Genomic DNA, 25,446 nt, shown 5'->3' with positions numbered 1-25,446 from the left:
CTATTCCTTTGCGCCGGTGCGGGTTTGCGAGCCGGCGGCGAACTGACGTTGGAAAACGAGGAAGACGAGCAGGGGGACGATAGTGGTGAGGATGGCCGCCACCGATCTCAGGTCCCAGTTGATTTCGTAGCTGCCGGAAATGCGGGCAAGCAGCACGGGAAGAGGCACATCGCTGCGCAGGAAGAGCATGGGCAGCAGGAGCGCATTCCATGTCCACAGGAACTGCAGGATGCCGACGGCAAAGATCGGCGACAGGCTGTTCGGCAGTACCACATGGCGGAAGGTCGCGAGCGGCCCGCAGCCGTCGATCTTGGCGGCCTCTACGAGTTCGCGCGGAAAATCCTCGAAGAAGTTTTTGACGAGGAAGATCGACCAGGCGAAGGAAAGACCGACATAGGGGATCAGCACCGAGAGGATGTTGTCGATCAGCCCCATGTCGCGCCAGAGCGTGAAGAGCGGAATGATGACGACCTGCTGCGGCAACACGAATGCATTGATGATGATGATCAGCAGCACCCGGCGGAAGGGGAATGTCAGGAAGTGGAAAGCATAGGCTGCGGCCGGTGTCAGCAGCATGGTGAGCGCTGTCGCAATACCTGCCGTCTTCATCGTTACCCACATGGAGTCTGCGAGCGGATATTTGTCCCAGACGCGGCGCCACGCATCGAGCGTGAGATCGAAATGATCGAAGCGCCACCAGCCGAGCGATACGCCTTCCGGCGGGCGCAACGAGGTGACGACGATGCCCATGATCGGGATCACCCAGATGAAGGCGACGATGCCGACGACGACGATAATCCAGCGAGGAGCCTTGCCGATCATTTCGCACCTGCCGTTCGCTGGATGATGGCGGGGATGGAAATGATAAGGACCGCTAGCAGCAGGATGACTGTAGCGGCCGCCCCATAGCCCAATTTGAACTGGGTCATGGATTCCCGGTACATGAAATAGCCGACGGTTTCCGTCGAGCGCACCGGGCCGCCGCCGGTCAGGATATAGATGATGTCGAAGGCGCGCAGTGCCGATAGCAGGTTGATGAAGACGGCGACGCGCACCCCCGGCATCGACAGCGGCATCATGATGTGACGCATGGTCGAGAGCGGCTTGGCACCATCCATATAGGCCGCTTCGAGCACGGATTTGGGGATCGCCTGGATTGCGGCGAAGATCAGCATCAGGGGCAGGCCGACGCCGCTCCAGGAGGCTGCAACAATCAGCGCCCAAAGGGCCGTGTTGGCGTCGCCCAGCCAAGCATGGGCAAAACCGGGAAAACCCAGGAGTTGGATCAATGAATTGAGCAGCCCGCCGGCATCCGGCCTGTATATGCCGATCCACATATAGCCCGATACCGCTTCCGAAATGCCGAAGGCTGCGAAGATCATCACGCGGAAGGGCAGGGTCTGCTGCGGCGCGAAGGCGCACAGCATCGCCAGAACCCAGCCGATCGCCACCGAGATCACGGTCGTGCCGATGGTGAAGATCAAGGTCGTCAGCAGCGTGTTGCGGAAAGCCGCGTCGGCGAAAAGCCGCGCATAGTTGCCGAAGCCGATAAAGGCCGGCTTTCTGAGCCCCTGGATATCCCAGAAGCTCAGCCGGATCGTTTCGACCAGCGGATAGATCACGGCGATCGCAAACAACACGATAACCGGCGCAATCAGGATCAGTGCGGCGGGCGTGTCCCTGAGCAGACGCCGACGGCCTTTGATGCCAGCCGCCAGCGGAGAACCCTGCATCACGCCCGCCGCTTCCCGCACCGGGGAAGCGGAGGTGTCAGCCATCAGTAGGAACCCTGGGCCTTGGTTTCGATAGCCGCAAGAACCGTATCGATATTGGCGGTCGACGGATCCTGCAGGAATTTCTGCAACTGCACGCGATACTCGTCGACGAGATCGCCGGGCAGCAGGTCGCCGAGCACGAATTGCAGCTTCGAGCTTGCGACGGCCTGCGTCGCCACTTTCTGTGCTTCACCATAGAGCGACGCATCGACATTGCTGCTTGGCGAGGCATAACCGGCCTTGGCGAGAATGTTGGCGGCCTCGGCACTCGTCCAGAAATCGAGGAAGGCATCTGCCGCCTTCGGATTAGGGCCGTTCGTCGTCACCAGCAGCTCCTTGGCGTCGACGCTCGATGTATCGTCATGGCCCATGCCGAGAGACGGGAACTGGAAGAGACCGTAATCCTTGCCCTCGACCAGCTTGTAGTCGTTCTTGGCGCGATTGTTCATCCACATGCCGATCAGCAGATAGTTCTTGGCATTGGCCTGGAAGACCTGGTCGGCCTCACCGTCCCAGTCATTGGCAAGCATGGTGTTCGGCGCCCCGCAGCAGCCGGACGTCAGCATCTCGGCGTATTTTGTCAGCGCTGTCTTCACAGCTGGATCGGTCCACGGGATTTCATGGGCGCCAAGCTTCGCCGCCGTCTCCACACCTGCGGTTCTGAGCAACAGGGTTTCAAACCATTCGGCATGCGCCCAGTATTTGCCGGGGATCGCGATCGGGGCCGCATAGCCCGCGTTTGTTAGCTTCGCGAAGGAGGCGACAAATTCGTCCCAGGTCTTCGGCGGTTCGGCAATACCGGCCTTGGCGAGATGCTCCTTCTTGTACCAGATGCCGGAGCGGTCACCGAAGGTGTATGTCAGGCCGTAGGTCTTGTCGCCGATGGATCCGAGATCCTTCCACGACTGGCTGACGAGCTTGTCCCAACCGAAGGATTTCCACTGATCGTCGATCGGCCGGAGCATGCCGGCATCGGCAAGTTCCTTGCGGAAGGCCGGCCATGTGTTGAAGAGCACATCGACGACCTCGCCGCCCATCAGCGCGGTGCGGATGCCGCCGCGCATGTCACCCTGGCCAGTGATGGCGACTTCGCGGATCGTGACATTGGGGTATTTCGCCAGAAAGGCCTTGTGGATCGCATGCATCATCTCGAGTTCGGAGCCGCCGAGCCAGTTCAGAACGACGAGTTCGCCGCTGACTGGATCCTGAGCCCGTGCCGCACCGGTGACGGCCAAGAGGGCAGCGCTTCCTGCGCCGGCAAGAAGGGTGCGGCGACCGATTTCGGGCACAAATTTACTGCTGCTGGTCATGTCATGTCCTCCCAAACATTGACTGTTGCCGTCATGCATTCAATTTAGTTGAAACGTTATCATCTATTTTGCTTGAAACAAATGTTTTTATCGATAAACAAACGACACATCGGATAAGCGATTGATATCGCTTCGAGAAAATGAAACAGAACGATGATTGATAGGTACGTCCCATGCTCTGAAGAAGGAGCATGTGTCGTTGGCGAGTATGTGGCGATGGTGCCCGATTTGAAACCGGCCAATTACAATCACGCAGAGGTAGAAACAGAGCGGAAACTGGGTCCTTACTGCATAGGATGCATAGAATGCATAGGTTTCTCTCTCCGCTACGTGAGAGATGTCAGCCACGTATATGACAGCTGATGATTCTGACATTTTCTAAAGGGCGTGGGAAAATGCCTATGCATTCTATGCAGGCCCTGCGATCAGCTCCGACGGGTGCACGAAGCCGTCTTCTAGAGCGCCTCCGGCTAATGCGGAATCGGAGGAAGCGCTCTATCCTATTGTTTTTTCGCAATTCCGGACGGAAAACCGGCTCCCACTTTTCCTGGAATTGCTTTAACCTTTTCGCTTCGGTGCCTTCGACGGGGCGTTCAACCGGCGCCAGGGCGCATGATCCGTCTTGATGGTGATCGAGGCGGATGACAGCAGCAGCGGTTCGCGCTTACGCCGTCCGAAGCGGCGTTTGAAGCCGAGGATGTTTTCGATGAAACTGCGGGCATAGAGGCCGGGGCCGCTGGAATAGATGCGCCAGCCGCCGTCGATGTCTATTTCGCCTTTCTTGACCTGATCCCAGTTGCTCATCGCCTGATAGCGATCGGTGAAAGCGGCATCGCTGCTGCTGAAATAGGTGTTGCGCTGACGCAGCGACGCCTTCGGCAACGCTTCAGCGACGGCGATCGGGTTGGCGAGGCCGATCGTTTTCCAGAGCGCCTTCGCATCACCCGCTATGGCAAGTGTCTCGCAATAGCGCAGATGCGCATGGACATACATGAGGCCGATCTCGCGGCCGAAGAAGGAAGAGGATTCCGCGCGGCGGAACAGCGTTTCCGGGCCGCCGGCATAGGTCGCGGGTTTCTCCATCAGGCGCACGCCATCGGGGAAGAGCAGGTGCTTCTCGATCAGCTTCATATGCGCCTGCCGCTGCTCCGGCGTGAAGAGCTTGCCGATCATGGCCTGCGTCATCGAGATCAGCGAATAGTGCAACCCCGTGCGCTGGTCATCGGGATGCAGCAGCAGCTCGACGCCGTCGTGGGCGGGATCGAAGATGCCGTAACCGGCGACAACGCCGTCGCGGATCAGGTGCTTGGTGAAGTCGCGCCGCATGGCGGTGGCGATCTTGCGCAGTTCGGTAGCGTCAGCGCCTTTACCGATACGGCGCAGGATTGCGGAGTAACGCACGATCTGCTCGTAGAGCAGGGAAACGGTCCAACTGCTCACCATCCAGTCGCGCAGATGCGGGTCGGCGGGCTGCAGGGAATCGTTCCAGTCGCCTTCGCCGTAGCGGATCAGATGCGTGCCGGGGATGAAGCGTTCGCGCACCGTATCGAGGAGCTTGTCGACATGGATGGCGATCGTATCAGCTGGGGCTCGGTCCATGGTCTTGTCATCGCGCCAGGCCACCTTCTCATCGAGGATGGCAAGGTCACCGGTCGCTTCGATATAGTCGCAGAGCGCCTTCAGCGGCCAGACGACGATATCGCCATGGCTGTCGCCGGAGCGGATGTTGGAATAGGGCTCCAGCATGAACCATTGCGGCCAATCGCCCTTTTCGAGGTATTGTTCGCTGAAGACCGTCTTCACGACTTCCTTGGCTTCGCGATCATGCTCATAGGCGAGCAGGAATTCAATTGGTCCCTGGCAGGCGTCACGCGTGCCCCAGGCGGCACCCGTATACTGTTCCAACCCGTGTGGTACGCTCAGATGCACGATCGCGTCATGTGCCAGCCAGGGCAGGATCGCTGCATGTGCCTGAGCGTCGACTTTGGGTTTGTCGAGCGTCAGGCCACGGATTGCGTGCTTCCAGAAACGCGATGCCGGAGCCAGCATCGCCTCCTGCGTTACATCGCCTGCATAGCGATCCGCCAGACGCTTGGCCTCTGCCTTGTCCGTCATCGAGCCGACGACGGCGAAGGAGAGCGATTGTGTCTCGGTGGAGCGCAGGGCGACGAAGGCGCCGTTGCGGGCAACGCCATCTTCATAAAGAAGCTCATCGCCGCCGATCGCCTCGATGGCATCGGGTGTGGAATTCACGAGCCAGTAGCTGGCATCGGGGAACCGCTCGCCCCAGAGCCAATGCGGATCCGGGCGAAAGAGGATGCGCTTGGCATCGTCATCGAATTCGGCATAGCCGCTCGTGTCATATTCTCGCTCGCCGAGAATGAGGTGGCCGAAGACCAGGAAGCGGCAGGGCTTGCCCTCGACCGAGACGGCCCATTGCATCGCGGGATCTTCGCCTGACGCAGTCGCCGTTACGGTGATGGTCTGGTTGCCAAGGCGATAGATCCAGCGGCAGTCGCTCAGGCCCATATCGAAGACCGAGGGCACGCCGAGAAGCTGCCAGCCATGGCCGACATCGACAAGGATGCGCAATCCGCTGGTGCGGGTCAGATTGTAGGGATCGCGGGAGACCGAAAACAGTTTGTGGAAGGATGTATTGCCGATTGTCAGCTGTGCGGCAAAGATGCCTTGCATCCAGCAGGTCGATGCCAGAGTGACATCGTCGAGCAGCATATTCTGGCCGCTGCGCACGATTGCTCCGTGGCGGCGCGCGACCTGCAGTTCCTTCTCGCGCAGAACCACGTGACGATTGAGGGCGCCCTCAGGTACGAAGAAGGAGAGCAGTTGGCCGTCCACACGCTCTTCGAGCATGCGATCGGGATAGAGGCGGGTAAGCGCCTTGTCGTCCAGCGTCTCCACCGTCAGCAGTTCGGCATCCTGCAGGATGCTGCGCGGCGGCACCTGCTCGACCGGTCCAGTCGCTGTCTTTTCGACAGCTTTCAGATGATCGAGGCGGGAAAGATCGGCTTTGTCGGAGGCTGCCTGATGGTCGTTGAGGAACAGGCCGAAGAAGCTCGCAGTGACGCCTTCGGCCGAAACGGTAAGCGACTTCGACTGAAGCGCCGGGCAGGCCATTTCGTGCTGCCGGCGTTGGCTCGGCAGGTCACTGCCGAAGGGACCGACGAGTAGGTCACCCCTGTCGGCCGCCGATTTGATCAGCTGGATCGCATCGGTAGCGTAAGCGGCAATACCTTCCAGGCAGCCCTGCGCGAGCCACGGATTGCGCCCGCCGCCCTGCTTGAGGTTCTGCCGGTTCATTACGACAGGGCCGTAGGCCGGATGTTCGGCGATATGGTGATCGACATATTGCGAGGCATAGGCTTCGCTGTTCATCAGGAAACCGCGGTCGCCGAGGCCGATATCCTGAACCAGCACGAGATCGGCCGGCAGCTTTTCCGCGCCGGGATGCGTCAGCGTCACATGCCAGAACCATGTCGTCTCGGAAGGGGCAAGCACGAGACACACATGATAGTGGATGTCTCCGACTTCGCCATTCCAGGAGAAGCCTGCCTCACTATGGCCGAAGCGACCCTGCGCTCGAGGTCCAACGATTTCGGCAACCGTAGGCTTTTTGCCGCCGATCCGCAGATAGAGGCGACCGACACCGCCGGAAAGAGGCGATCCCTGGATCTGGTTGATCTGCACCGATCCAAGGCTATCGGCATAATCGATGGAAAAGAGCGTGCCGTTCGGCAGTGCGGATATGGAAAGGCCGGAGCCATTGGCGATTGTCAGAAGGCCGAGGTCATCGCGGCGGGGCATCTGCAATTTGCGATTCAGTCTCGAGGGCATGTGAGATCTCGTGTCGCCTGGAAGGGAATCGGAGAATGATGCAGAATGTTTGAGCGAAATACTACCTAATGTCACTGGTTAGATCGTGGCGTACAGATGGCGAATGCACCTGAGCGAAGCGGTGAAGGCCATCAGGATGCTGCCGTCGACGCCCAGGAAAATCATCGCGCCTCTCAGCAGGTTGCCATCCAGCAAATGCTGAGGACGACTCCATCGATAGCCATCGTCACGAAAATGGGGGAGTTTGGGGGAAATTAGCTACCAGCGACACCCGCAGTTCGAACCTCTATTCGCGTTCTGACGGTGACTGCGCTCGATCCGTGCACGGAACCAAGACCATAAAGATATACGGGAACTGGCTTAGCGGCCTTTGCTGGCACCGAAGGCGTCGCGCGGGGGGGGCTTGCATCCGTCTCGCTTGAGGCCACGCTAAGCTCGAGCGAGGCCCATACCGCGAGGCAACAGGCGAGAGCGATAAAACACACGATGCCTGTCTCCAGAATGAAACGTCTTGGCGTGCCTGCTCTTTTATCCGGATCTTGGGGCATGGTTGGTGCAGTTCCATTGAATTGCGGTAACGATTTGGTCGTCAGCATCTGTACAGCGGCCAGGTCGGCCGCTTTTCTCAGAAGCCTGTGGGATTTACACGGTTTCCGCCTCCAAGGCCGACACGGCGAAAGAGCCGGGTCTTGACTGGTTGCGTATGAGGCAAACCAATCGCATTGCTGCTTCTGACAGAGGCATTTCCTTAGGCCGTTACGCAGTTCTTAGGATACCCCTGATCAATGACCGCATGCATCTATACCGAGGTGTAGCGATGCCACGACAAAGAGGTAGGTCGACCGGCGCTGCATTCAAAAACGCGCTGGAACTGTCGTCTCGCTATCCGTTGCAGATGTATGTCGATGGGCAGGCCGCCAACGTCGAAAGCAGGTAACCTGCTGGTTGCCAGCTTCCCGCTCGGTTTGGCAGATGGCAGCCGAATGAGTGGACGAAACGGCCCGTTATCTCCTCGTCGGGAGGTCCGAAGGAGCTGATAGGCCAGCTCGCGGTTTTGGCTATAAACCAATTGTAGGCGCTGGCTAGACCTCCGTATAGATGCGTAGACGACGGTGAAGTCATAACTTCTTCGTATCGGAATTGATCGGAACAAGGCATCTGGACGGAGGCCGACACGCAACTTGTCGGAATCGTTGTCACCTCTCCCGACTGCTACTAACGCGGATTACATAGCTGTCTGATCCGTCGGTAGGAGTCTGCGCGTTCAACTCTTAGCCACGGAGCCGGCAGTGACATCCATTCGGCACCGTTCGCGGCCCAACATCTCACCATCAGCGTCCAGGAAGTCGCCAAATTCCGGCTAACCCGCGAAACATGCCTAAAGGTTGACGCCGTCACTCCCGCAGCGTCACCGAAGTTCAGCAGGAGACACTATATGTCGCAACTTCTCGAAGAGAACGATCAGGTTCCGTCGATTTGTGTAGCAGGCGCGGGCGCTATCGGCATCACGATTGCCGCAAGATTTTCGATCGTCGGTTTCCGCGTAAGGTTGATCGCTCGAGGCGGAAGCCTGGCCTCGATAAGGGAGAACGGGATACGACTGCTGGACAAGGAAGGGGATCACTGCTCACAAGTGGAGGTTGGCCGGGCGGCAGACTTTGGCCCGCAACATATCGTATTCCTGTGCGCAAAATCTTACGACCTGCCGGAATTGGCCGCGTCCTTGCAGCCGCTCATTACCAGCGAAACGACGATCATCCCGGTCGTCAATGGTATCCCGTGGTGGTACTTCGACGGCGAAGGTGGGCTATGGGACGGTCCAGTTGTTCGGTCTGTCGACCCAAAGGGCGACCTGAAGAAACTGATGCCATCGCGGCAAATCATAGGCACGACCACTGTCATAACGGCCGAGCGTTTGGGCTGGGGAACCGCGCGAACCTTCAATCCGTTGCAGATGACGATCGGGGAGCTGGACGACCGACTGTCTGCACGTGTCGGCGAATTGGCAGCGATTCTAAATGCCGCAGGAATCGACGTCCGTGTCGCCACGCGCATTCGCGATGCCGTTTGGACGAAGGTCGTCCGCAACCTTATCTCCAATCCGGTGACCGCAATAACGGGCGCGACGCTTCGTGAGAATTTCGGCAATCACTATCTCTCGGACGTCAGCCGACAGATGCTTCGGGAGGTCATTCCTGTCATCGAGGCCTATGGTGGCAAACTTGAGGTCGATCCCGATGCGATCATCGAATCCGGTCGAATGCTCGGAGATGTAAAGACTTCGATGCTCCAGGATTTCGAGAAAGGAAATCGGCTTGAGCTCGCCTCGATTTGCGATGCCGTCATCGAAATGGCGGAGCGGCAAGGAATAACAATGCCGGTTACGGAAGCCGTTACAGGTATCGCTCATTTCAGAAGCCAGGGTGAGCCGGCTAATGCAGCCTAGGCGACATTGCGCGTAATCGGCACATCGCTCCCGAATGTTCCGAGCTACTAACGGTGTTGCACAGCGACGCTGCTGCGATGGCGCTACGGAACCCGCCGCGAGAGTTCACTGGAGACGTTAAGATGAAAAGCGAACAACCCCCGAGCATCACTTTGCTCATCATAATACCCTTAAGCCTTTCGGCTGTCTTCTTACTGGACATCCTGGGGCCGTACGATCCGGTCGTGGGCGTACTGTATCTTCCGTTGATATTGTTCTCGACCAGGGTGTTGTCCGGATTTGCAGTGGCCTATGTCGGGCTTGCCGCTGGCGTATTGACCTGTGCCAGTTTCGTGCTTGCGAACAACGATGGCTTTGACAAAGTAACCTACGACCAATGGGGAGCGGTTTTGGCGGCAATCTTGGTAACGACTACATTTGCGGTTGTCTTATCCCGCCGCCGACAGGGATTATAAGCACGGTGATATGACGTGCTTGGGGTTTTCCGCGTGACGTGGTCACCCTTCATCGCCATTTTTTGTCGCAGCCCTTGATTTGCCGTGACTTTTTCCGAGCTGGCGCGTCGTTAAGCTCGGGCCGCAACGGGCAGACCGGTTTCGGCCGTCAGACCGCAGGCGGCAAAAACCTCCCCGACGCCAATGAGTACGGGCCGGTCGAGGCCGATTTCCGCCATGGCCGAAGAAAGATCGTTCAGACTGCCTGCCCAGCGGCGCTCGTCGGCGTTGGCAACCGAGCTGACGATCACGACGGGCGTCTTCGCATCGAGGCCAGCCTCGATCAGCCTGCTCTGGATCGCTCCGGCGGTCCGTCCGCCCATGTAGAAGATCGTCGTTTTTCTTGGGTCTGCGATCGCCTGCCAGTCGATCGTGTCGGGCAGGATGCCATGGCGCGAATGTCCGGTGACGAATTGGACGCTCTGCGCATGATCGCGATGCGTCAAGGACACGCCGAGCCGCGAGGCCATGGCGCTGGCCGCCGTGATGCCGGGGATGACCTCTGTCGGGATATTATGCTGCTTCAGATAGGCGATCTCCTCTCCGGCGCGGCCGAAGATCATCGGGTCGCCGGATTTCAGCCGGGCAACGTTCTTGCCGGCCTTGGCGAAGGTCAGCATCATCTCGTTGATATCTTCCTGCCGGCAGCTGGTGCGCCCGCCGCGCTTGCCGACGAGCAAGCGCTTTGCCTCGCGCCGCGCGAGCTCCAGAACCTCGTCCGACACCAGATCATCGAACAGGATGACGTCGGCCGCCTGCAATGCCCGCACGGCCTTTAGCGTCAGATATTCCGCATCGCCCGGACCGGCGCCGACAAGCGTCACCCGTCCGACAGGACGCGCCTGAGCTGGCCTCTCCATATCGGCAAGCAGATCGCGACCGCTTGCTTCCGTCGGTTCCGCTCCGAAAGCGCGATCGACAAAACGCTCCCAGAAGGCGCGCCGCGCTTGGCCGGGCTTCAGACGAAGGGCGATTTCTTCGCGGAGAGACTGGGCAAGGGCCGCCCAGGATTTCAGGGATGCCGGCAGCAGCGTCTCGATGCGGCGGCGAATGGCTTGGGCGAGAATGGGGGAGGCTCCATCCGTCGAGATCGACACCACGACGGGCGAGCGGTTGACGATGGAACCGAACTGAAACTGGCAGAAGGCAGGCTTGTCGATGATGTTGACGGGAACGCCGGCTCGCTGCGCCGCTTCGAAAAATGTTCGCGCCTCGGCCTCATCCTCGCAGTCCGCTACGGCAAGCGCCGCACCTGCAAGAATATCTTCGCGCCATGTCGTCGGATGGTAGATAAACGCACCATCCGGATGCGATGAACCGCGCTCAATGAGGGTGACACAGGCTTCGCCGAGGTGCTCGGCATGGATCTCGACCTTCGCACCGCAGGCGGCCAGCAGTTCCGCCTTCCAGGCACAGGCATCCGAGCCGCCAGCGACGATCACCCGTTGTCCGGCAAGCGACCAGAAGACCGGCAGCTTGGCAAGCGGCGCCATGCGGGCGGGTGCCCGGTCGGCAACATCATTCGGCAGCGTCTGCAACACAGGCATTGATGATCCCCCTGATTTCGGCACGGCAGGAGCCGCAATTGGTGCCGGCCTTGAGCTCGTTGCCGATCGCTTCGACGTTGCGGCAGCCGGAACGGACGGCGGCGACGATCTGGTTGACGCCGACGCTGAAGCAGGAACAGACCGTCGCACCCGGATCAGGCCTGTCGGCTCCCGGCCGGCCGGCGATGATGGCAAAGCGGCGACGCAGATTGCTGTGGTCTGCCGTCAACTGCGACACCGCCCAGTTGCGTGCGACGGCGACCGGCTCTCTCGCAAGAAAGAGCGCGGCAAGCAGCCTCTCTCCGTCGAAGAAGGCGATCCGCCGGTCGCCAGATTGTCGGTCGGCATAACCCAGGGGATCGATATGGTCGGCGATGCCGAAGCTCTTTCGGCACCAGGTCGTCCAGTCTTCGATACCGTCATGGAACGCAAGCTCCAGCCGCCATCCGCCATCGGCTTTGGCGAGTGCCCAATAGTCCGCGTCTGCCACATCAGGCTTTGCCATGCTGACGGCGAAGCCGTAAGTGGCAGCGCGATAGCGGCTGACGGCAACCGCGACATTCTTCGAGGCGGGTTGACCCGAAACGGGGTCTGTCGCCGGTTTAACGACGGCGCTGATCCGCGCTTCAGCGGAATTCTGGTCGCTCCAATGCATCGGCACGAAAACGCTGCCGCGCGCCTGCCGGTCGGTCACCAGCGCGCGGATGATCGCCTTGCCATAGCCGCTTTCGATTTGCACGAGGGCTGCGTCGGTTAAGCCGAGTTCCATCGCGTCTCGCGGATGGATTTCCGCAAAGGATTCAGCGATATGGGATGAGAGCCGCGCGCTCTTTCCCGTCCGGGTCATCGTATGCCACTGGTCGCGGATGCGGCCCGTATTCAGCGTGAACGGATAGGCTGAATCTGTTCTGTCGGTTGCCGGCGCTTCGACGGCAATGAAGCGCGCCTTGCGATCGGGGTGGAAGAAACCCCCCTCGGCGAAATACCGCGTTTCCCTTTTCTCCGTTCCGGAAGGCTGCGGCCATTGGAACGGTTTCAGCGCCTCATAGGCTGGCGCTTCCGTCTCGGCGTAGGCGCCGATATCGAAGTCGCGGCTGCCTTCATTCTCGAAAGCGGAGAGCGCCGCGTGTTCGGCGAAAATATCGGCCGGAGATGTGTAGTCGAAGGCGGAAAAGCCCATCCGGCGGCCGACTTCTGCCATCTGCCACCAGTCGGCGCGCGCCTCTCCCGGAGAAACGAGAAAGGGGCGTTGCCTCGATATGCGACGTTCCGAATTGGTGACTGTTCCGTCTTTCTCGCCCCAGCCGAGGGAGGGAAGCAGCACATGCGCGTGCCGCGTCGTATCGGTCTCGCGCAACATGTCGGACACGACCACGAAGGGGCAGGCGGCAATCGCCGCCTCGACGCGGCGGGCATCGGGCAGGGAGACGACCGGATTGGTCGCCATGATCCAGAGCGCCTTGACGCGTCCCTCCTCGACAGCGCGGAACAGATCGACGGCCTTCAGGCCGGGCTTGGAGGCAATATCAGGCGCATTCCAGAAGCGCTGCACCCGGTCGCGATCCTCAGCGTTTTCGATCGCCATATGGGCGGCCAGCATGTTTGCAAGCCCGCCGACCTCGCGGCCGCCCATGGCATTCGGCTGCCCCGTCAGTGAAAACGGGCCCATGCCTGGTCGACCGATGCGACCGGTCGCCAGATGGCAATTAATGATCGCATTGACCTTGTCGGTGCCGGAAGTGGACTGATTAACACCCTGGCTGTAGCAGGTGACGACCTTCTCGGTCGTCTCGAACAGGCGAAAGAATTCCCTCACTTGCATGGCCGGCAGGCCGGTGCGCTCAAGCAGTTCATTCGATGTCAAAGCGGCGGCAACGGCAAAAGCCGTACCGAAACCTTCCGTATGGGCACCGATGTAGTTCTGGTCGATAGCAGGGCTTGCCGCGAGATGGGCGAGCAGTCCCATGAAGAGCGCGACGTCACCATCCGGACGGATAGCCAGATGCAGGTCGGCGATGTCGCAGGTCATCGTCCTGCGCGGATCGATGACGACGATTTTCAAACCCGGCCGGGCCGCCTTGGCAGCTGCGAGCCGCTGGTAAATCACCGGATGGCACCAGGCGAGATTCGAGCCAGTCAATATGACGAGATCGGCGAGTTCCAGATCTTCGTAGAGGCCGGGCACCGTATCCGAGCCGAAAGCGCGGCGATGGCCGGCGACCGAGGAAGACATGCAGAGGCGGGAATTGGTGTCGATATTGGCGGAGCCGATGAAGCCCTTCATCAGCTTGTTGGCGACGTAATAATCCTCGGTCAGAAGCTGGCCGGAGACATAGAAGGCGACGGCATCAGGACCATGTTCGGCAATGGTCGCGGAAAACCTGCTGGCGACGAGATCGAGAGCTTCATCCCAGCCGGCCTGTCTGCCATCGATTTCGGGATGGAGCAGACGACCGTCGAGATCGATGGTTTCGGCAAGCGCTGAACCTTTGGAACAGAGCCGGCCGAAATTGGCCGGATGTTCAGGGTCGCCTTTCACGGTGACAGTACCGGCCTCGTCCACCCGGGCGATCACGCCGCAGCCGACGCCGCAATAGGGACAGGTGGTCTTGACCTCTCTTTCCATCATTCGGCCGCCATAACAAGGCTTTCGAGTGCGATATAGAGTGCGCCGCCCTCGTTCCTGAGCGGGATGGTACACACAGCGCCGTCATCGGCACCCAGTGCCTTGCCGGTCTCCAGCGAAATCACCCAGTTGTGCAGAGGGCAGGTGACGGCATTGCCATGCACGATGCCCTCCGAAAGCGGGCCGCCCTTGTGCGGGCAGCGGTTTTCGATCGCATAAACCTCGTTTTCGCTCGTGCGGAAGATAGCGATGTTCATATGCGGGGTTTTCACGCAGCGGGAGCCGCGCAGAGGAATATCGGAGATATCGCCGATCGGGTGCCAGTTCATGGTTGCTCTCCTCATTCCGCTGCCTGACTGAAGCCGATCGTCGCCATCGGCCGAAATTCGTGCTTGTCCTTGCCGGAGACACGCTCCGACCAGGGATCGACCTGCGCGAATTTCTGGGAAAAAACGAAGCGCTCGTAATAGGCCTTGCGCTTGTCGTGATCCTCCATGATCTGCCGGCGGATCTCATCAAGGCCGATGCGCTTGGCCCATTTGTAGATGCGTTCGAGATAACGGGCCTGTTCGCGGTACATCTGGGTCAGCGCCACGATATGTTCGAGCGCTTCGTCCTCGGTCTTGACAAGGCCGAGCACCTCGGTGCCCTTGATGTCGAGGCCTGCAGCACCGGCGAAATGGATCTCGAAGCCGGAATCCACGCAGATGACGCCGATATCCTTGCAGGTGGCCTCCGCACAGTTCCGCGGACATCCGGAGACTGCCATCTTCAATTTGGCCGGTGTCCAGGAGCCCCACATGAATTTCTCGATGCGGATGCCGAGGCCGGTGGAATCCTGCGTCCCGAAGCGGCACCAGTCAGAACCGACACAGGTCTTTACCGTGCGCAGGCCCTTGGCATAGGCCTGGCCGGAGACAAAGCCTGCTTTGCCAAGATCGGCCCAGACCGCCGGCAGGTCTTCCTTTTCGACGCCGAGCAGGTCGATGCGCTGGCCGCCGGTCACTTTGACCATCGGGATCGCGAACTTGTCGACCACATCGGCAATGGCGCGCAGTTCGCCCGAACTCGTCACTCCGCCCCACATGCGCGGCACGACGGAATAGGTGCCATCCTTCTGGATGTTGGCGTGAACGCGTTCGTTGATGAAGCGCGATTGATAGTCGTCGGCATACTCATCCGGCCAGTCGCAGACGAGGTAGTAATTGAGTGCCGGGCGACATTTGGCGCAGCCGCAGGAAGTCTTCCATTCGAGCTCCTGCATGACGGCCGGGATGCTCTTCAGCCCCTTCGCCTTGATCAGCCGGCGGACATCGTCATGGCCGAGTTCAGTGCAGGTGCACATCGGCTGAACGGCAGCCGGATTGTAGCCGTCGCCGAGCGTCAGTGCCATGAGTTGCTCGACAAGCCCGGTACAGGAGCCGCACGAGGCGGATGCCTTGGTGTGGGCGCGCACGTCGTCGAGCGACGCCAGTCCCTTGGCCGTGATCGTCGAGGTGATCTTGCCTTTGCATACGCCGTTGCAGCCACAGATCTCCGCGTCATCCGGCAAGGCTGCAACGGCCGCCATAGGGTCCAGCGGCGACCCTCCCTGATAGGCCTGTCCGAAGATCAGCGTCTCGCGCATCTCGGAAATATCGGTCGCTTTCTTCTTCAGGTCATTGAACCAGGCGCCATCGGCAGTCTCACCGTAAAGCACCGTGCCGATGATCTTGTTGTCCTTCAGCACCAGACGTTTGTAGACGCCGGCTGAAGCATCGCGCAGCACGATTTCCTCGCGGTCATCGCCGTCGGCGAAATCGCCGAGCGAGTAGAGTTCGATGCCGGTGACCTTGAGCTTGGTCGGCGTATCGGCGTGAACGAAGGCAGGCGAGCGATCGCCTGAGAGATGCGCAGCGGCGACGCGGGCCATTTCATAAAGGGGTGCAACCAGACCGTAGACCATGCCGCCCACCTCGGCGCATTCGCCAAGCGCAAGAATATCGCCGTCCGAGGTCTGCATGCCGGCATCCACGACGATGCCGCGATTGACCGCAAGGCCGGCTTCTTTCGCGAGGCCGACACTGGGGCGAATGCCGACGGCCATGACGACGAGGGTTGCCGGGATGATACGACCGTCGTCGAGCTCGATGCCTTCGACCTTGCCGTTGCCGACGATCGCCTTGGTGTTGGCCTTGCAGATGACCTTGATACCGCGTTCCTCGACGGCTTTCTGCAGCAGATATCCAGCGGCAGGATCGAGTTGGCGCTCCATCAACGTCGGCATGACGTGCAGCACGGTGACGTCCATGCCGCGCTGGGCAAGGCCGGCCGCCGCTTCGAGGCCAAGCAGGCCGCCGCCGATGACGACGGCTTTTTCACGCGACTGGGCAGCAAGCAGCATGGCCTGCACGTCGTCGAGGTCGCGATAGGTGATGACGCCGGGCAGGTCCTTGCCCGGGACCGGGATGATGAAAGGCACGGAACCGGTGGCGATTACCAGCTTGTCGTAACTTTCGACAACGCCGTGATCGGAAGTGACGGTCTTGGCGTCACGGTCGATGTTGACGATCCTGTGGCCTTTGTAAAGCGTGATGCCGTGCTTGATGTACCAGCCGTCACCGTGAATGATGATCTGCTCGTAGTCCTTTTCTCCCGAGAGAACCGGCGACAGCATGATACGGTCGTAATTGACGCGCGGCTCGGCGTTGAAGATCGTGACGTCATAGCGTCCGGGCGCCAGTTCGAGGAGGTGCTCCAGCATACGCCCGGGCGCCATGCCATTGCCGATGATGACGAGTTTTTGGGTCATGTTTTACAAGTCCCTGGATCAGGTTGCAGCCACGGGCGCGGAGTGCCCTTGGCGCGACAGTTGTTTTACGGACAGGTGCATCCAGATCAGCGAGATCGCGACGATCGCGAAGAGCAGCAGGAAGCAGCTCGACCAAAGGCCGGTCATGTCCTTGAGGAGGCCGAAGGCGATCGGCAGGATGAAGCCGCCGAGACCGCCCATCATCCCGACAATGCCGCCGACTGCGCCGACGCTTTCCGGGTAATAGGCCGGAATGTGCTTGTAGACGGCAGCCTTACCTAGGCTCATAAAGAAGCCGAGCACGAAGATGACGACGATAAAGATGACGGGGGTGATGGCGGTGGCTGGCAGCGACAGGATAAGGGTGGCGACTGCCGATACGGCAAACATTGCGTACATCACGCTGCGCGCCCCTTTCTTGTCCGAGAGCATGCCGCCGAACGCGCGGAAGATGCTGCCCGGGATGGAATAGGCGGCGGCGATCATGCCGGCAGTTTCCAGGTTGAAGCCGTAGACGCCGACCAGATAGCGCGGCAGCCACAAGGCCAGGGCGACAAAGCCCCCGAAGGCGAAGAAATAGTAGAGTGAGAAGCGCCAGACCTGGATGTTCTGCAGCGGCGCGAATTCCTGGGCGAGGCTCTTGGAGGCGACGCCGCGTTCACGGCGAAGACGGAAAGCCGGATCATCGGTCGTGGTGAACCAGAAGACGATTGCCATCAGCGCCAGGCCGACCGCCCAGATCTCGGCGACCGCCTGCCAGCCCCATGCGAGAAGTACGAAGGGGGCCGCGAACTTGGTCACGGCCGCGCCGACATTGCCCGCGCCGAAGATGCCGAGCGCCGTTCCCTGCTTCTCCGCCGGGAAGAAAGGCGAGATATAGGCGACACCGACCGCGAAGGAGCCGCCGGCAAGCCCGACACCGAGGCCGGCGATCAGCATCTGTGTATAGGTGTGAGCGTAGGAGAGCAGAAAAGTCGCCAATGCGGCGGCAAGCATCGTGAGCGTATAAACAAGACGGCCGCCGTACCGTCCCGTCCAGATTCCAAGGACGATGCGCACGAGCGAACCGGTGAGCACGGGGGTGCCGACCAGCAATCCGAACTCGGCTTCATTCAGCCCGAGTTCCTGCTTGATGCGAATGCCGATGATCGCAAAGATCGTCCAGACGGCAAAACAGAGAGTGAAGGCGACCGTGGAGATCCACAGTGCTTTGGCTGGTTCGCCGGCGGACATGGGCTGCGCTTTCTCGATGACAGACATGGCTTCTCCGTGGCCCGACTTAGGTCGTGCCGATCCATCGCTGGGGGTTAAAACAAAAAGCCGCTGGTCAGGACACGCATGCACGAGCTGCGCGAGATATCCTGATCAGCGGCTTTGCTGGTGGCGCCCGTCGTTGGACGCCGAATTCATGGCCTGGTGGCCCATCTGCCTCAAACAATCGGTAGCAGATTGCTCAAGAGTAATTCTGTGTCTCTGATGAGCGCCTATCGCGCCCACATTCTGCCCCGATCGCCCTTGACCAGTGCATTTTTATTCCTGCAAGCAGCGTGCCAGTCCGTTGTTGTTTCTGCAGACTATTGAAATAAAAGGGAAAATCTTCTGGTTACCCTGCTGCTGCTTTTCGAAGCACAAAATCTCTCTGCAAAACTTTTGTGCGATTGCTCAGTCGCCGGTCGGAAATGCTGCAAGCGATTTATGCAATGCAGCAACCCTTTCAGGTTTCATCAGGATGCGGAATGAAGGGCAGGGCGCTTTTCACCGCAAAGCCCGCAATATAGTCAGGCAGTTTCGACGGCTCGAAAACATGGCCGTCCATAAAGCGATCATTTTCGTCGGCGCCTTCGATGCGCACGTCGGCATCGCTAGGTGCGCTGCCCTCGCCGAGGGCTGTGCGATAAAGGTCCGGGCGATAGGCGGAGGCGGCTGCGCGTGCGGGGTTTAGGCCGAGTTCGGCCTGACCCCAGCGGATCATCTGACTGTAGATCCAGAGCGCCTGGCTCGTGCGCGGATAATTGGCAAAGCCCGAATGGAACATGAAGTAATTGTCGATGATGCGCCGGTTCCCCTTTGCGTCTAGGCTGAACTCGCCGGCCAGCACATGACGGATAATGTGGATCGGTGCTGCGATGTAGCGGGCATCCGCCAGGGCCTCGGCAAGCGCATCATGGTTTTCCGGCCGGTCGCACCAGCGCGCCGCTGCGTCGAGAGCGACGATCAGCCGGGAGACCGTTTCCGGATGGCTGTCCGCCCATTCCGGGCGCATGCCGATCACCTTTTCCGGTGCGGATGGCCAGATATCCTGTTTGGCGGCGACGATACGCCCGACACCGCGCTCTGACGCCACCATGTTCCAGGGCGCGCCGACGCAGAAGCCATCGATCGCGCCGGCGGCCAGTGCATCTGAGGTCAGTGGTGGCGGCACGACAACGAGTTTGACGTCCCTGTCAGGATCGATGCCGCCGGCGGCGAGCCAATAGCGGAATTCGTAATTATGCGAGGAAAAGGGATAGGTGACACCGAAGGTCGGCATAGGTTCGCCGCTTGCCTTCATTTCCACCAGAACCTTTGAGAGCGTCTTGGCGTTTTCCAGTGCGCTGGCAGCTTCGGAAAGCCCAGTCGCATTCCGCATCCTGTCGAACAGGCGGGTCGATAGGGTGATCGCATTTCCGCCGCGCCCGAGAGAGAAGGGTGTGATCGTCGGCGAGGGATTGGAGCCGAGGCCGAGCATGGAGGCAACGGGCATCGGCGAGAGCATGTGGGCGATATCGAACTGTCGGAAGGCGAGGCGATCGCGAACGTTTGCCCACGAGACGTCCTTGACGAGATCAAGCGTCAGGCCTTCCCGCTCAGCAAAGCCGAATTCTGCAGCGGCAATTAGCACGGAAGCATCGACGAGCGGAATAAAGCCAGCCCTCAGCGTTCTGGAGCCTTCGCCGCTGGTGCGGGCAGGTGCGGGCAGGCCGGCATCGGGATCAGAGCTTTTCGTCATCATGTTCACTCCGGCTTCCTCCGGACAGTCGCAGCCAGAGCGGTCATCACATCAAAAGTCCTGCCGCAGTCACGACACTCTGAGCTATGTCGGACATTTTCCTCTTTTCGTTCATCGCCGTTTGGCGCAGCAGTGCAAATGCCTCTTCCTCTGACAGGCCGCGCATCTTCATCAATATGCCCTTGGCACGCTCGACGACCTTGCGTTCCTCCAGGGCCGACTTGGCATCGGCAAGTTCACGCTGCAACCGGCTGAAGGCATTGAAGCGGCTGACCGCCATATCAAGAATGGGTTTGACGCGCTCCTTCTTCAACCCGTCGACGATGTACGCCGACACACCGGCATCCACCGCGGCCTCGATCGAGGCGGTGTCGGAGCGGTCGACGAACATGGCAATCGGCCTGCCGACGGTACGGGTCAACTGGAACAGATGCTCCATCATGTCGCGATTGGGGTTCTCGATATCGATGATGATGACATCGGGCCTCAGCGTATCGATGATGCGCGCCACACCTTGGACTTCGTGGATGACTGTCACGCGCGCGTGCCCAGCCTCCCGCAGCCCCTCTTCGATGATGGAGGCGCGAATGGTGTTTTCATCGATCACAAGGATGGTCAGATCGAGCCGGCTCATGCGACATTTATGACGCAACGCAGCAAAGCGGACAAGCTAAAAAGGCAATTTATTAGGCAATTTTTGGAGCGGATTAAAAAATAGTCTATTTGCTACATATATGTGCAGTGCCTGTTCTGTGTTGGGTTTTAAAAAAAGACTGCGACATCCATGCCCTTGTCGGCGGCTGCGCTACCTATGCCTCAGTATAATGCACCGCCTGGACGCTCGCTGTTATCGTCAGGCCATCTTGAAGACGGAGAGCGAAGATGAGTGACAAGCGTCCGGAAGGTGTTGAGGCGTACAGCCATCCCGCAGGCGGATGGGATGCGCTGAAAGCGGTGGCGAAGACGCTGAAGCATCAGCAGATCCTTGGACAGGGAAGTACGACCCTGCTCAAGGCAAACCAGCCGGAAGGCTTCGATTGTCCTGGTTGCGCCTGGCCCGATCCGAAGCACACATCTTCCTTCGAATTCTGCGAAAACGGCGCAAAGGCCATCACCTGGGAATCGACTGCTCGGCGCGTTGCGCCGGAATTCTTTGCCGAACACACCGTCTCGGAGCTTTGGGAATGGATCGATCACAAGCTCGAAGACCAGGGGCGGCTGACGCATCCGCTGAAATACAACAGCACCACGGATAAATACGAAGCGATCGAATGGGACGATGCTTTCAGCCTCATTGGTGCGGAACTCAACAAGCTCGCAAGTCCTGACGAAGCTGAGTTCTACACGTCCGGGCGAGCATCCAACGAGGCCGCGTTCCTCTATCAGCTCTTCGTGCGGGCCTATGGCACGAACAATTTCCCCGATTGCTCGAACATGTGCCATGAGGCGACGAGCGTCGGCCTGCCGCTGTCACTCGGTGTCGGCAAGGGTACGGTGACGCTTGAGGATTTCGATCATGCAGATGCCATTTTCAGCTTCGGCCACAATCCCGGAACCAACCATCCCCGCATGATGACGACGTTGCATGAGGCGTCCCGTCGCGGTGTTCCCATCATCGTCTTCAACCCGCTGAAGGAGCGGGCGCTCGAACGTTTCGCCGCGCCGCAAAACCCGGTGGAAATGGTGACGTTGTCCTCAACACGCATTGCATCAGCCTATCATCAGCTTCGTACCGGCGGCGATCTTGCTGCCCTCAAGGGGCTGATGAAGCTGATCTTCGAGCGCGATGAGGCCGATCTCGCAGTGGGCGGGAAGGGCGTTCTCGACCGGGCCTTCATTGCCGAACACACCGTCGGCATCGATTCCCTGAAGGAGGATCTCGCCAATGCCAGCTGGGCCGATATCCTCACCGTGTCCGGTCTGACTATGGGGGCGCTGAACAGCGCCGTCGATGTCTACCTCAATGCCCGCAATGTCATCCTTTGCTACGGCATGGGCATCACGCAGCACGCGAACGGAACTGCAAATGTCCAGCAGCTTGCCAATTTCCTGATGCTGCGCGGCAATATCGGCCGCCCCGGCGCAGGCCTCTGCCCGCTGCGCGGTCACTCCAATGTGCAGGGGGACAGGACCGTCGGCATCACCGAGATCCCCAACAAGGCGCTGCTCGACGGCATGGAACGCGCCTTTGGTTTTCGTCCTTCTGCAGAGAAGGGCCATAATGCAGTCGAGTCCATCGAGGCAATTGCGGCCGGCAAGTCAAAGGCGCTGATCTGCCTCGGCGGCAACCTGGCCGTCGCCATGTCCGATCCTGAAGTTACCTTCGAGGCGATGCGCAAGCTCGATCTTGCAGTCCATATCGCCACCAAGCTCAACCGCTCGCATCTCCTGACGGCAAAGACCTCGATCATCCTTCCCTGCCTCGGGCGGACCGACCTTGACACCCAGGCATCAGGCCCGCAAGCGGTGACGGTGGAAGACTCCATGTCGATGGTGCATTCCTCGCGCGGTTTCCTCAAGCCGCCGAGCGAGTTGCTGAAATCCGAACCTGCGATCATCGCCGGCATCGCGATGGCGACGCTGGGGAGCAAGTACGGCATCGACTGGCCCGGGCTGATCGCCAATTACGACCGGATACGCGACAAGATCGAAGTGGTCTTTCCGGATTTTCATGAGTTCAACAGTCGCGTCCGTGTTCGCGGCGGCTTCCGGCTCGATGTTCCGGCCTCCTATCGCGTCTGGAAGACGGCAAGCGGAAAGGCGAATTTCCTTGTCGCCCCCGGTTTCGACGAAGATCCCCGCCTGAAGGACCCGACGACATTGGTGCTGACGACGCTGCGTAGCCACGACCAATACAACACGACCGTCTATGGTCTCGACGATCGCTATCGCGGTATCTTCGGCCGCCGTGACGTCATTTTCATGAGCAGTCAGGATCTCGCTGAACGGGGCCTGCGTGATGGAGACCGGATCGATATCCGTTCAGCCACCGGCAACGGCGGCGGGAAAGCCGTCATCGGTTTCACGGCTGTCGAGTATAGTATCCCGGTCGGTTCGGTGGCGGGCTATTATCCGGAAATGAATGCGGTGATCGCCCTCGATCACTACGATCGGAAGTCGGGCACACCGAGTTACAAGGGCGTTCCCGTCACGATCGCCAAGAGTGAGGTTCAGGCCGCGGCTTAGCTCGAAGCCGCGGCGGTCGCGCCCGTACTTTCGCGAGCGATGACCTCGAAGCCGAGATCGATCTGGTTCGGTGGCTGGCGGCTCGCGGAATCGAGGGCCGCCAACACCTTTTCGGCGGCTAGTTTGCCCGTCTCGAAACGCCTCGTCATGATCGACGAAAGGGACGGCGACGCGCAGGCGGAAAATTCGAGATCGTGAAATCCGATAATGGCGATATCGTCAGGCACACGAATGCCGCGTTTGCGGCACTCCTGCATGGCGCCGAGTGCCACGTTGTCGTCGGTGCAGAATATCGCTTCCGGGCGGTCACCACGTTCATGCATCAAGGCTAGGAGGTCGGAGCCGAGCGCGACAGAGCTGTGCCGCGGTCGCTGGGTGACGATCTCGAGGTTCTGCAGGCCAGCTTCCTGCATCGCCAGACGATAGCCGTCGAAGCGGGACTGAGAACGATGGTCAAGATTTCCCGCCAAAAAGGCAACACGGGTGAAGCCTCGGTCGATGAGATGCTTTGTTGCTGCCTGCCCGGCGCGATCCTGCAACATGCCAATATTGATGTCGATTGGATCGGGTGACAACTCGAATGTCTCGACAACCGGCAAATGCGCCCGCATCAGAAGCTGATGGGCAAGCGGCGTATGATGAATGCCGGCGATGATGATCGCTTCGACCCTTTGGCCGAGCAGTACCTTGATGGCATTTTCCTCTTCCTGTTCGGAATATCGACTGTTGACGACGATGACTTGAAAGCCTGCGCCCACAAGCACGTCGTGCAGAGCGAAGAGATATTCGGCAAAGATGACGTTATAGAGGGTCGGCACAATGACGCCGATTGCATGCGTACGCGCCGAGGCAAGCCGGCTGGCCGCAATATTCGGCACATAGCCGAGTTCCTGGACGGCGGCATTGACACGCCGGCGCAGAGCCTCCGAGACTGCATCGGGTTTGCGAAGTACGCGTGAAACTGTGATCGGGCTGACGCCCGCCAGGTTTGCCACGTCATCCAAAGTTACTCTTCGCATCGTCCTCTCACTTATATAACAAATTCAAGGAAATCCGTGATTTATCTCGCAGTTGCGAAATATTCCTCCTTGATGATCGTAGTTGACAGCGCTAGCAAATCCGATTTGACAGCGCTGTCAACTATGTTAGGTTTAAATTGTGCCGGAAAGGATGGGATGGAGCCTTCCGGAATCAGCATGTCAATAAAGATTTGTGGAGGGGCGGCTTGGCCGTCTGAGGAGGAGATATTCAATGCTCAAGGTGAAGAAAGCGAAGATGGCCCGCATAGCCGCGTTTTCCGCGTCGGCGCTTGCTCTGCTCTGCAGCACGGCCATGGCGGAGCCAAAGGTCGTACCAGGTCCCGCCGCCGATCCGAATTGCATGGTTCCGTGGTCGGCCGAAACCCAGTTCCTGCAATATCCGAAGAAGGATGGTCCTTACCGCATTGCGCTTGCCAACGGCTATATCGCCAATACCTGGCGCATCCAGATGGTGCAGACGGCAAAGGCCTATGCCGCCCAGCCGGATGTCGCCGCCAAGCTGAAAGAGTTCAAGGTCGTGTCGACCGGCGAGGACGTTCCGGCCCAGATTTCCGCGATCAACAACTTCATCGATGCCGGTTATGATGCCGTCGTCGTCAATGCCCAGAATCCGACAGCCTTTGGTCCGGTCATCAAGCGCGCCAAGGAAGCCGGCGTCGTTCTTGTCGCCTTCGACAACATTCTCGACACCAAGGACGCGATTAACGTCAACGTCGACCAGAAAGGCCTCGGCGTCATCTGGGCTGAATGGCTCATGAAGCACCTGCCGCAGGGCGGCAAGATCCTGGAAGTGCGCGGCGTTGCCGGCACCTCCGTCGATACGGATCGCCATAATGGCATTCATGAAACGCTGGACGCTTCCGGCAAGAAGTTCACCGTCACCGAAGTCGTCGGCAAGTGGGATGATGGCGTAGCGCAGAAGGCAACGGCCGATGCGATCGCCACCAATGGCCCGTTCGATGGCATTACCGCGCAGGGCGGCGATACCGGCGTCGTGCAGGCGATGATTGACGCGAAGCATCCCTTCGTGCCCTTCGGCGGGGAGACGGAGAACGGCTTCCGCAAATTCTGTGCCGCCCATGCGGGGGATGGCCTGAAATGCTCGTCGGCAGGCACCGGCCCGGCGCAGGTTGCTGTTGCCATCAAGACGGCCATCGCGGCTCTTGAAGGTCAGGTTGTTCCTCAGGCCGTCAAGCTGCCGACGGCACTCGTTTCCGATCCCGATTTCAAGGCAGGCGAGGATTATTACCCCAAGGAATCCGACAACTTCTTCGTCGGCAACTCTTTCCCGACCTGCGGCATCAACTTCTCCGCACAGGAAATCATGGGGCAGACCAAGGAAAACCAGTAAGCACCACCATCCGGACCTGACTGCGGGCGCCCGCGCCCG

Annotated in this window: 16 protein-coding genes; 4 read left to right on the top strand and 12 right to left on the bottom strand. The window is 59.8% G+C overall.

Annotated features, from left to right (window positions below; genetic code table 11):
- From H4W29_RS22955 to H4W29_RS22940, 4 genes are all read right to left on the bottom strand, one after another.
- The gene (locus H4W29_RS22955; RefSeq protein ID WP_192731165.1) at positions 1-822 is read right to left on the bottom strand and encodes a carbohydrate ABC transporter permease; all 822 of its coding nucleotides are present in this window, start codon (positions 820-822) and stop codon (positions 1-3) included.
- Positions 819-1,778 carry a carbohydrate ABC transporter permease gene (locus H4W29_RS22950; protein WP_192731164.1) on the bottom strand — a complete coding sequence of 320 codons (960 nt, stop codon included), beginning with the start codon at positions 1,776-1,778 and terminating at the stop codon, positions 819-821. The genes H4W29_RS22955 and H4W29_RS22950 overlap by 4 nt, the downstream gene beginning before the upstream one ends.
- Entirely contained in the window at positions 1,778-3,085 is a 1,308-nt protein-coding gene (locus H4W29_RS22945) for an ABC transporter substrate-binding protein (protein WP_192731163.1), read from the bottom strand. The genes H4W29_RS22950 and H4W29_RS22945 overlap by 1 nt, the downstream gene beginning before the upstream one ends.
- A gap of 558 nt (positions 3,086-3,643) precedes the next feature.
- Positions 3,644-6,937: a GH36-type glycosyl hydrolase domain-containing protein gene (locus H4W29_RS22940; RefSeq protein WP_192731162.1), complete on the bottom strand. Its 3,294-nt coding sequence runs from the start codon at positions 6,935-6,937 to the stop codon at positions 3,644-3,646.
- Positions 6,938-8,372: 1,435 nt separating this feature from the next.
- Between H4W29_RS22940 and H4W29_RS22935 the strand changes: the two genes are divergently transcribed.
- Together H4W29_RS22935 and H4W29_RS22930 are read left to right on the top strand one after the other, a co-directional pair.
- Entirely contained in the window at positions 8,373-9,383 is a 1,011-nt protein-coding gene (locus tag H4W29_RS22935; RefSeq protein WP_192731161.1) for a ketopantoate reductase family protein, read from the top strand.
- Positions 9,384-9,505: 122 nt separating this feature from the next.
- On the top strand, positions 9,506-9,838 hold the full coding sequence (locus H4W29_RS22930) for a hypothetical protein (protein ID WP_192731160.1): 333 nt from the start codon (positions 9,506-9,508) through the stop codon (positions 9,836-9,838).
- A gap of 110 nt (positions 9,839-9,948) precedes the next feature.
- On the opposite strand, the gene cysG is transcribed toward H4W29_RS22930, so the two are convergent.
- The 7 genes from cysG to H4W29_RS22895 all read right to left on the bottom strand — a co-directional run bounded on the left by cysG (position 9,949) and on the right by H4W29_RS22895 (position 20,464).
- Entirely contained in the window at positions 9,949-11,424 is a 1,476-nt protein-coding gene (gene cysG, locus H4W29_RS22925) for a siroheme synthase CysG (RefSeq protein WP_192731159.1), read from the bottom strand.
- Positions 11,396-14,050: a nitrate reductase gene (locus tag H4W29_RS22920; RefSeq protein WP_192732761.1), complete on the bottom strand. Its 2,655-nt coding sequence runs from the start codon at positions 14,048-14,050 to the stop codon at positions 11,396-11,398. Before H4W29_RS22920 ends, cysG begins: the two co-directional genes overlap by 29 nt.
- On the bottom strand, positions 14,050-14,379 hold the full coding sequence (gene nirD / locus H4W29_RS22915) for a nitrite reductase small subunit NirD (protein WP_192731158.1): 330 nt from the start codon (positions 14,377-14,379) through the stop codon (positions 14,050-14,052). The genes H4W29_RS22920 and nirD overlap by 1 nt, the downstream gene beginning before the upstream one ends.
- Positions 14,380-14,390: 11 nt before the next feature.
- The gene (nirB, locus tag H4W29_RS22910) at positions 14,391-16,841 is read right to left on the bottom strand and encodes a nitrite reductase large subunit NirB (RefSeq protein ID WP_192731157.1); all 2,451 of its coding nucleotides are present in this window, start codon (positions 16,839-16,841) and stop codon (positions 14,391-14,393) included.
- Positions 16,842-16,859: 18 nt separating this feature from the next.
- On the bottom strand, positions 16,860-18,101 hold the full coding sequence (locus H4W29_RS22905) for an MFS transporter (RefSeq protein WP_192731156.1): 1,242 nt from the start codon (positions 18,099-18,101) through the stop codon (positions 16,860-16,862).
- Between the two features lie 454 nt (positions 18,102-18,555).
- Entirely contained in the window at positions 18,556-19,839 is a 1,284-nt protein-coding gene (locus H4W29_RS22900; protein WP_192731155.1) for a CmpA/NrtA family ABC transporter substrate-binding protein, read from the bottom strand.
- A 37-nt stretch (positions 19,840-19,876) separates the two neighbouring features.
- Entirely contained in the window at positions 19,877-20,464 is a 588-nt protein-coding gene (locus tag H4W29_RS22895) for an ANTAR domain-containing response regulator (RefSeq protein ID WP_192731154.1), read from the bottom strand.
- 248 nt (positions 20,465-20,712) lie between these two features.
- Between H4W29_RS22895 and H4W29_RS22890 the strand changes: the two genes are divergently transcribed.
- Complete coding sequence (locus tag H4W29_RS22890; RefSeq protein ID WP_192731153.1) at positions 20,713-23,016, top strand: FdhF/YdeP family oxidoreductase; 2,304 nt, start codon at positions 20,713-20,715, stop codon at positions 23,014-23,016.
- On the opposite strand, the gene H4W29_RS22885 is transcribed toward H4W29_RS22890, so the two are convergent.
- Positions 23,013-24,035: a LacI family DNA-binding transcriptional regulator gene (locus tag H4W29_RS22885; RefSeq protein WP_192731152.1), complete on the bottom strand. Its 1,023-nt coding sequence runs from the start codon at positions 24,033-24,035 to the stop codon at positions 23,013-23,015. The genes H4W29_RS22890 and H4W29_RS22885 overlap by 4 nt on opposite strands.
- A gap of 232 nt (positions 24,036-24,267) precedes the next feature.
- Between H4W29_RS22885 and H4W29_RS22880 the strand changes: the two genes are divergently transcribed.
- Complete coding sequence (locus tag H4W29_RS22880; protein WP_192731151.1) at positions 24,268-25,407, top strand: sugar ABC transporter substrate-binding protein; 1,140 nt, start codon at positions 24,268-24,270, stop codon at positions 25,405-25,407.
- The last annotated feature ends 39 nt before the right edge of the window (positions 25,408-25,446 follow it).

The sequence above is a fragment of the Rhizobium viscosum genome (assembly GCF_014873945.1).
Taxonomy (GTDB): Bacteria; Pseudomonadota; Alphaproteobacteria; order Rhizobiales; family Rhizobiaceae; genus Rhizobium; species Rhizobium viscosum.
Note: the sequence above shows the minus strand (reverse complement) of the source record. Positions and strands in the feature narration are given on the sequence as shown.

What these genes read in the sequence shown, in the direction of transcription:
- H4W29_RS22955 (WP_192731165.1), bottom strand. Translation starts at nt 822, where the DNA reads ATGATCGGCAAGGCTCCTCGCTGGATTATCGTCGTCGTCGGCATCGTC.
- H4W29_RS22950 (WP_192731164.1), bottom strand. Translation starts at nt 1,778, where the DNA reads ATGGCTGACACCTCCGCTTCCCCGGTGCGGGAAGCGGCGGGCGTGATG.
- H4W29_RS22945 (WP_192731163.1), bottom strand. Translation starts at nt 3,085, where the DNA reads ATGACCAGCAGCAGTAAATTTGTGCCCGAAATCGGTCGCCGCACCCTT.
- H4W29_RS22940 (WP_192731162.1), bottom strand. Translation starts at nt 6,937, where the DNA reads ATGCCCTCGAGACTGAATCGCAAATTGCAGATGCCCCGCCGCGATGAC.
- H4W29_RS22935 (WP_192731161.1), top strand. Translation starts at nt 8,373, where the DNA reads ATGTCGCAACTTCTCGAAGAGAACGATCAGGTTCCGTCGATTTGTGTA.
- H4W29_RS22930 (WP_192731160.1), top strand. Translation starts at nt 9,506, where the DNA reads ATGAAAAGCGAACAACCCCCGAGCATCACTTTGCTCATCATAATACCC.
- cysG (WP_192731159.1), bottom strand. Translation starts at nt 11,424, where the DNA reads ATGCCTGTGTTGCAGACGCTGCCGAATGATGTTGCCGACCGGGCACCC.
- H4W29_RS22920 (WP_192732761.1), bottom strand. Translation starts at nt 14,050, where the DNA reads ATGGAAAGAGAGGTCAAGACCACCTGTCCCTATTGCGGCGTCGGCTGC.
- nirD (WP_192731158.1), bottom strand. Translation starts at nt 14,379, where the DNA reads ATGAACTGGCACCCGATCGGCGATATCTCCGATATTCCTCTGCGCGGC.
- nirB (WP_192731157.1), bottom strand. Translation starts at nt 16,841, where the DNA reads ATGACCCAAAAACTCGTCATCATCGGCAATGGCATGGCGCCCGGGCGT.
- H4W29_RS22905 (WP_192731156.1), bottom strand. Translation starts at nt 18,101, where the DNA reads ATGTCTGTCATCGAGAAAGCGCAGCCCATGTCCGCCGGCGAACCAGCC.
- H4W29_RS22895 (WP_192731154.1), bottom strand. Translation starts at nt 20,464, where the DNA reads ATGAGCCGGCTCGATCTGACCATCCTTGTGATCGATGAAAACACCATT.
- H4W29_RS22890 (WP_192731153.1), top strand. Translation starts at nt 20,713, where the DNA reads ATGAGTGACAAGCGTCCGGAAGGTGTTGAGGCGTACAGCCATCCCGCA.
- H4W29_RS22885 (WP_192731152.1), bottom strand. Translation starts at nt 24,035, where the DNA reads ATGCGAAGAGTAACTTTGGATGACGTGGCAAACCTGGCGGGCGTCAGC.
- H4W29_RS22880 (WP_192731151.1), top strand. Translation starts at nt 24,268, where the DNA reads ATGCTCAAGGTGAAGAAAGCGAAGATGGCCCGCATAGCCGCGTTTTCC.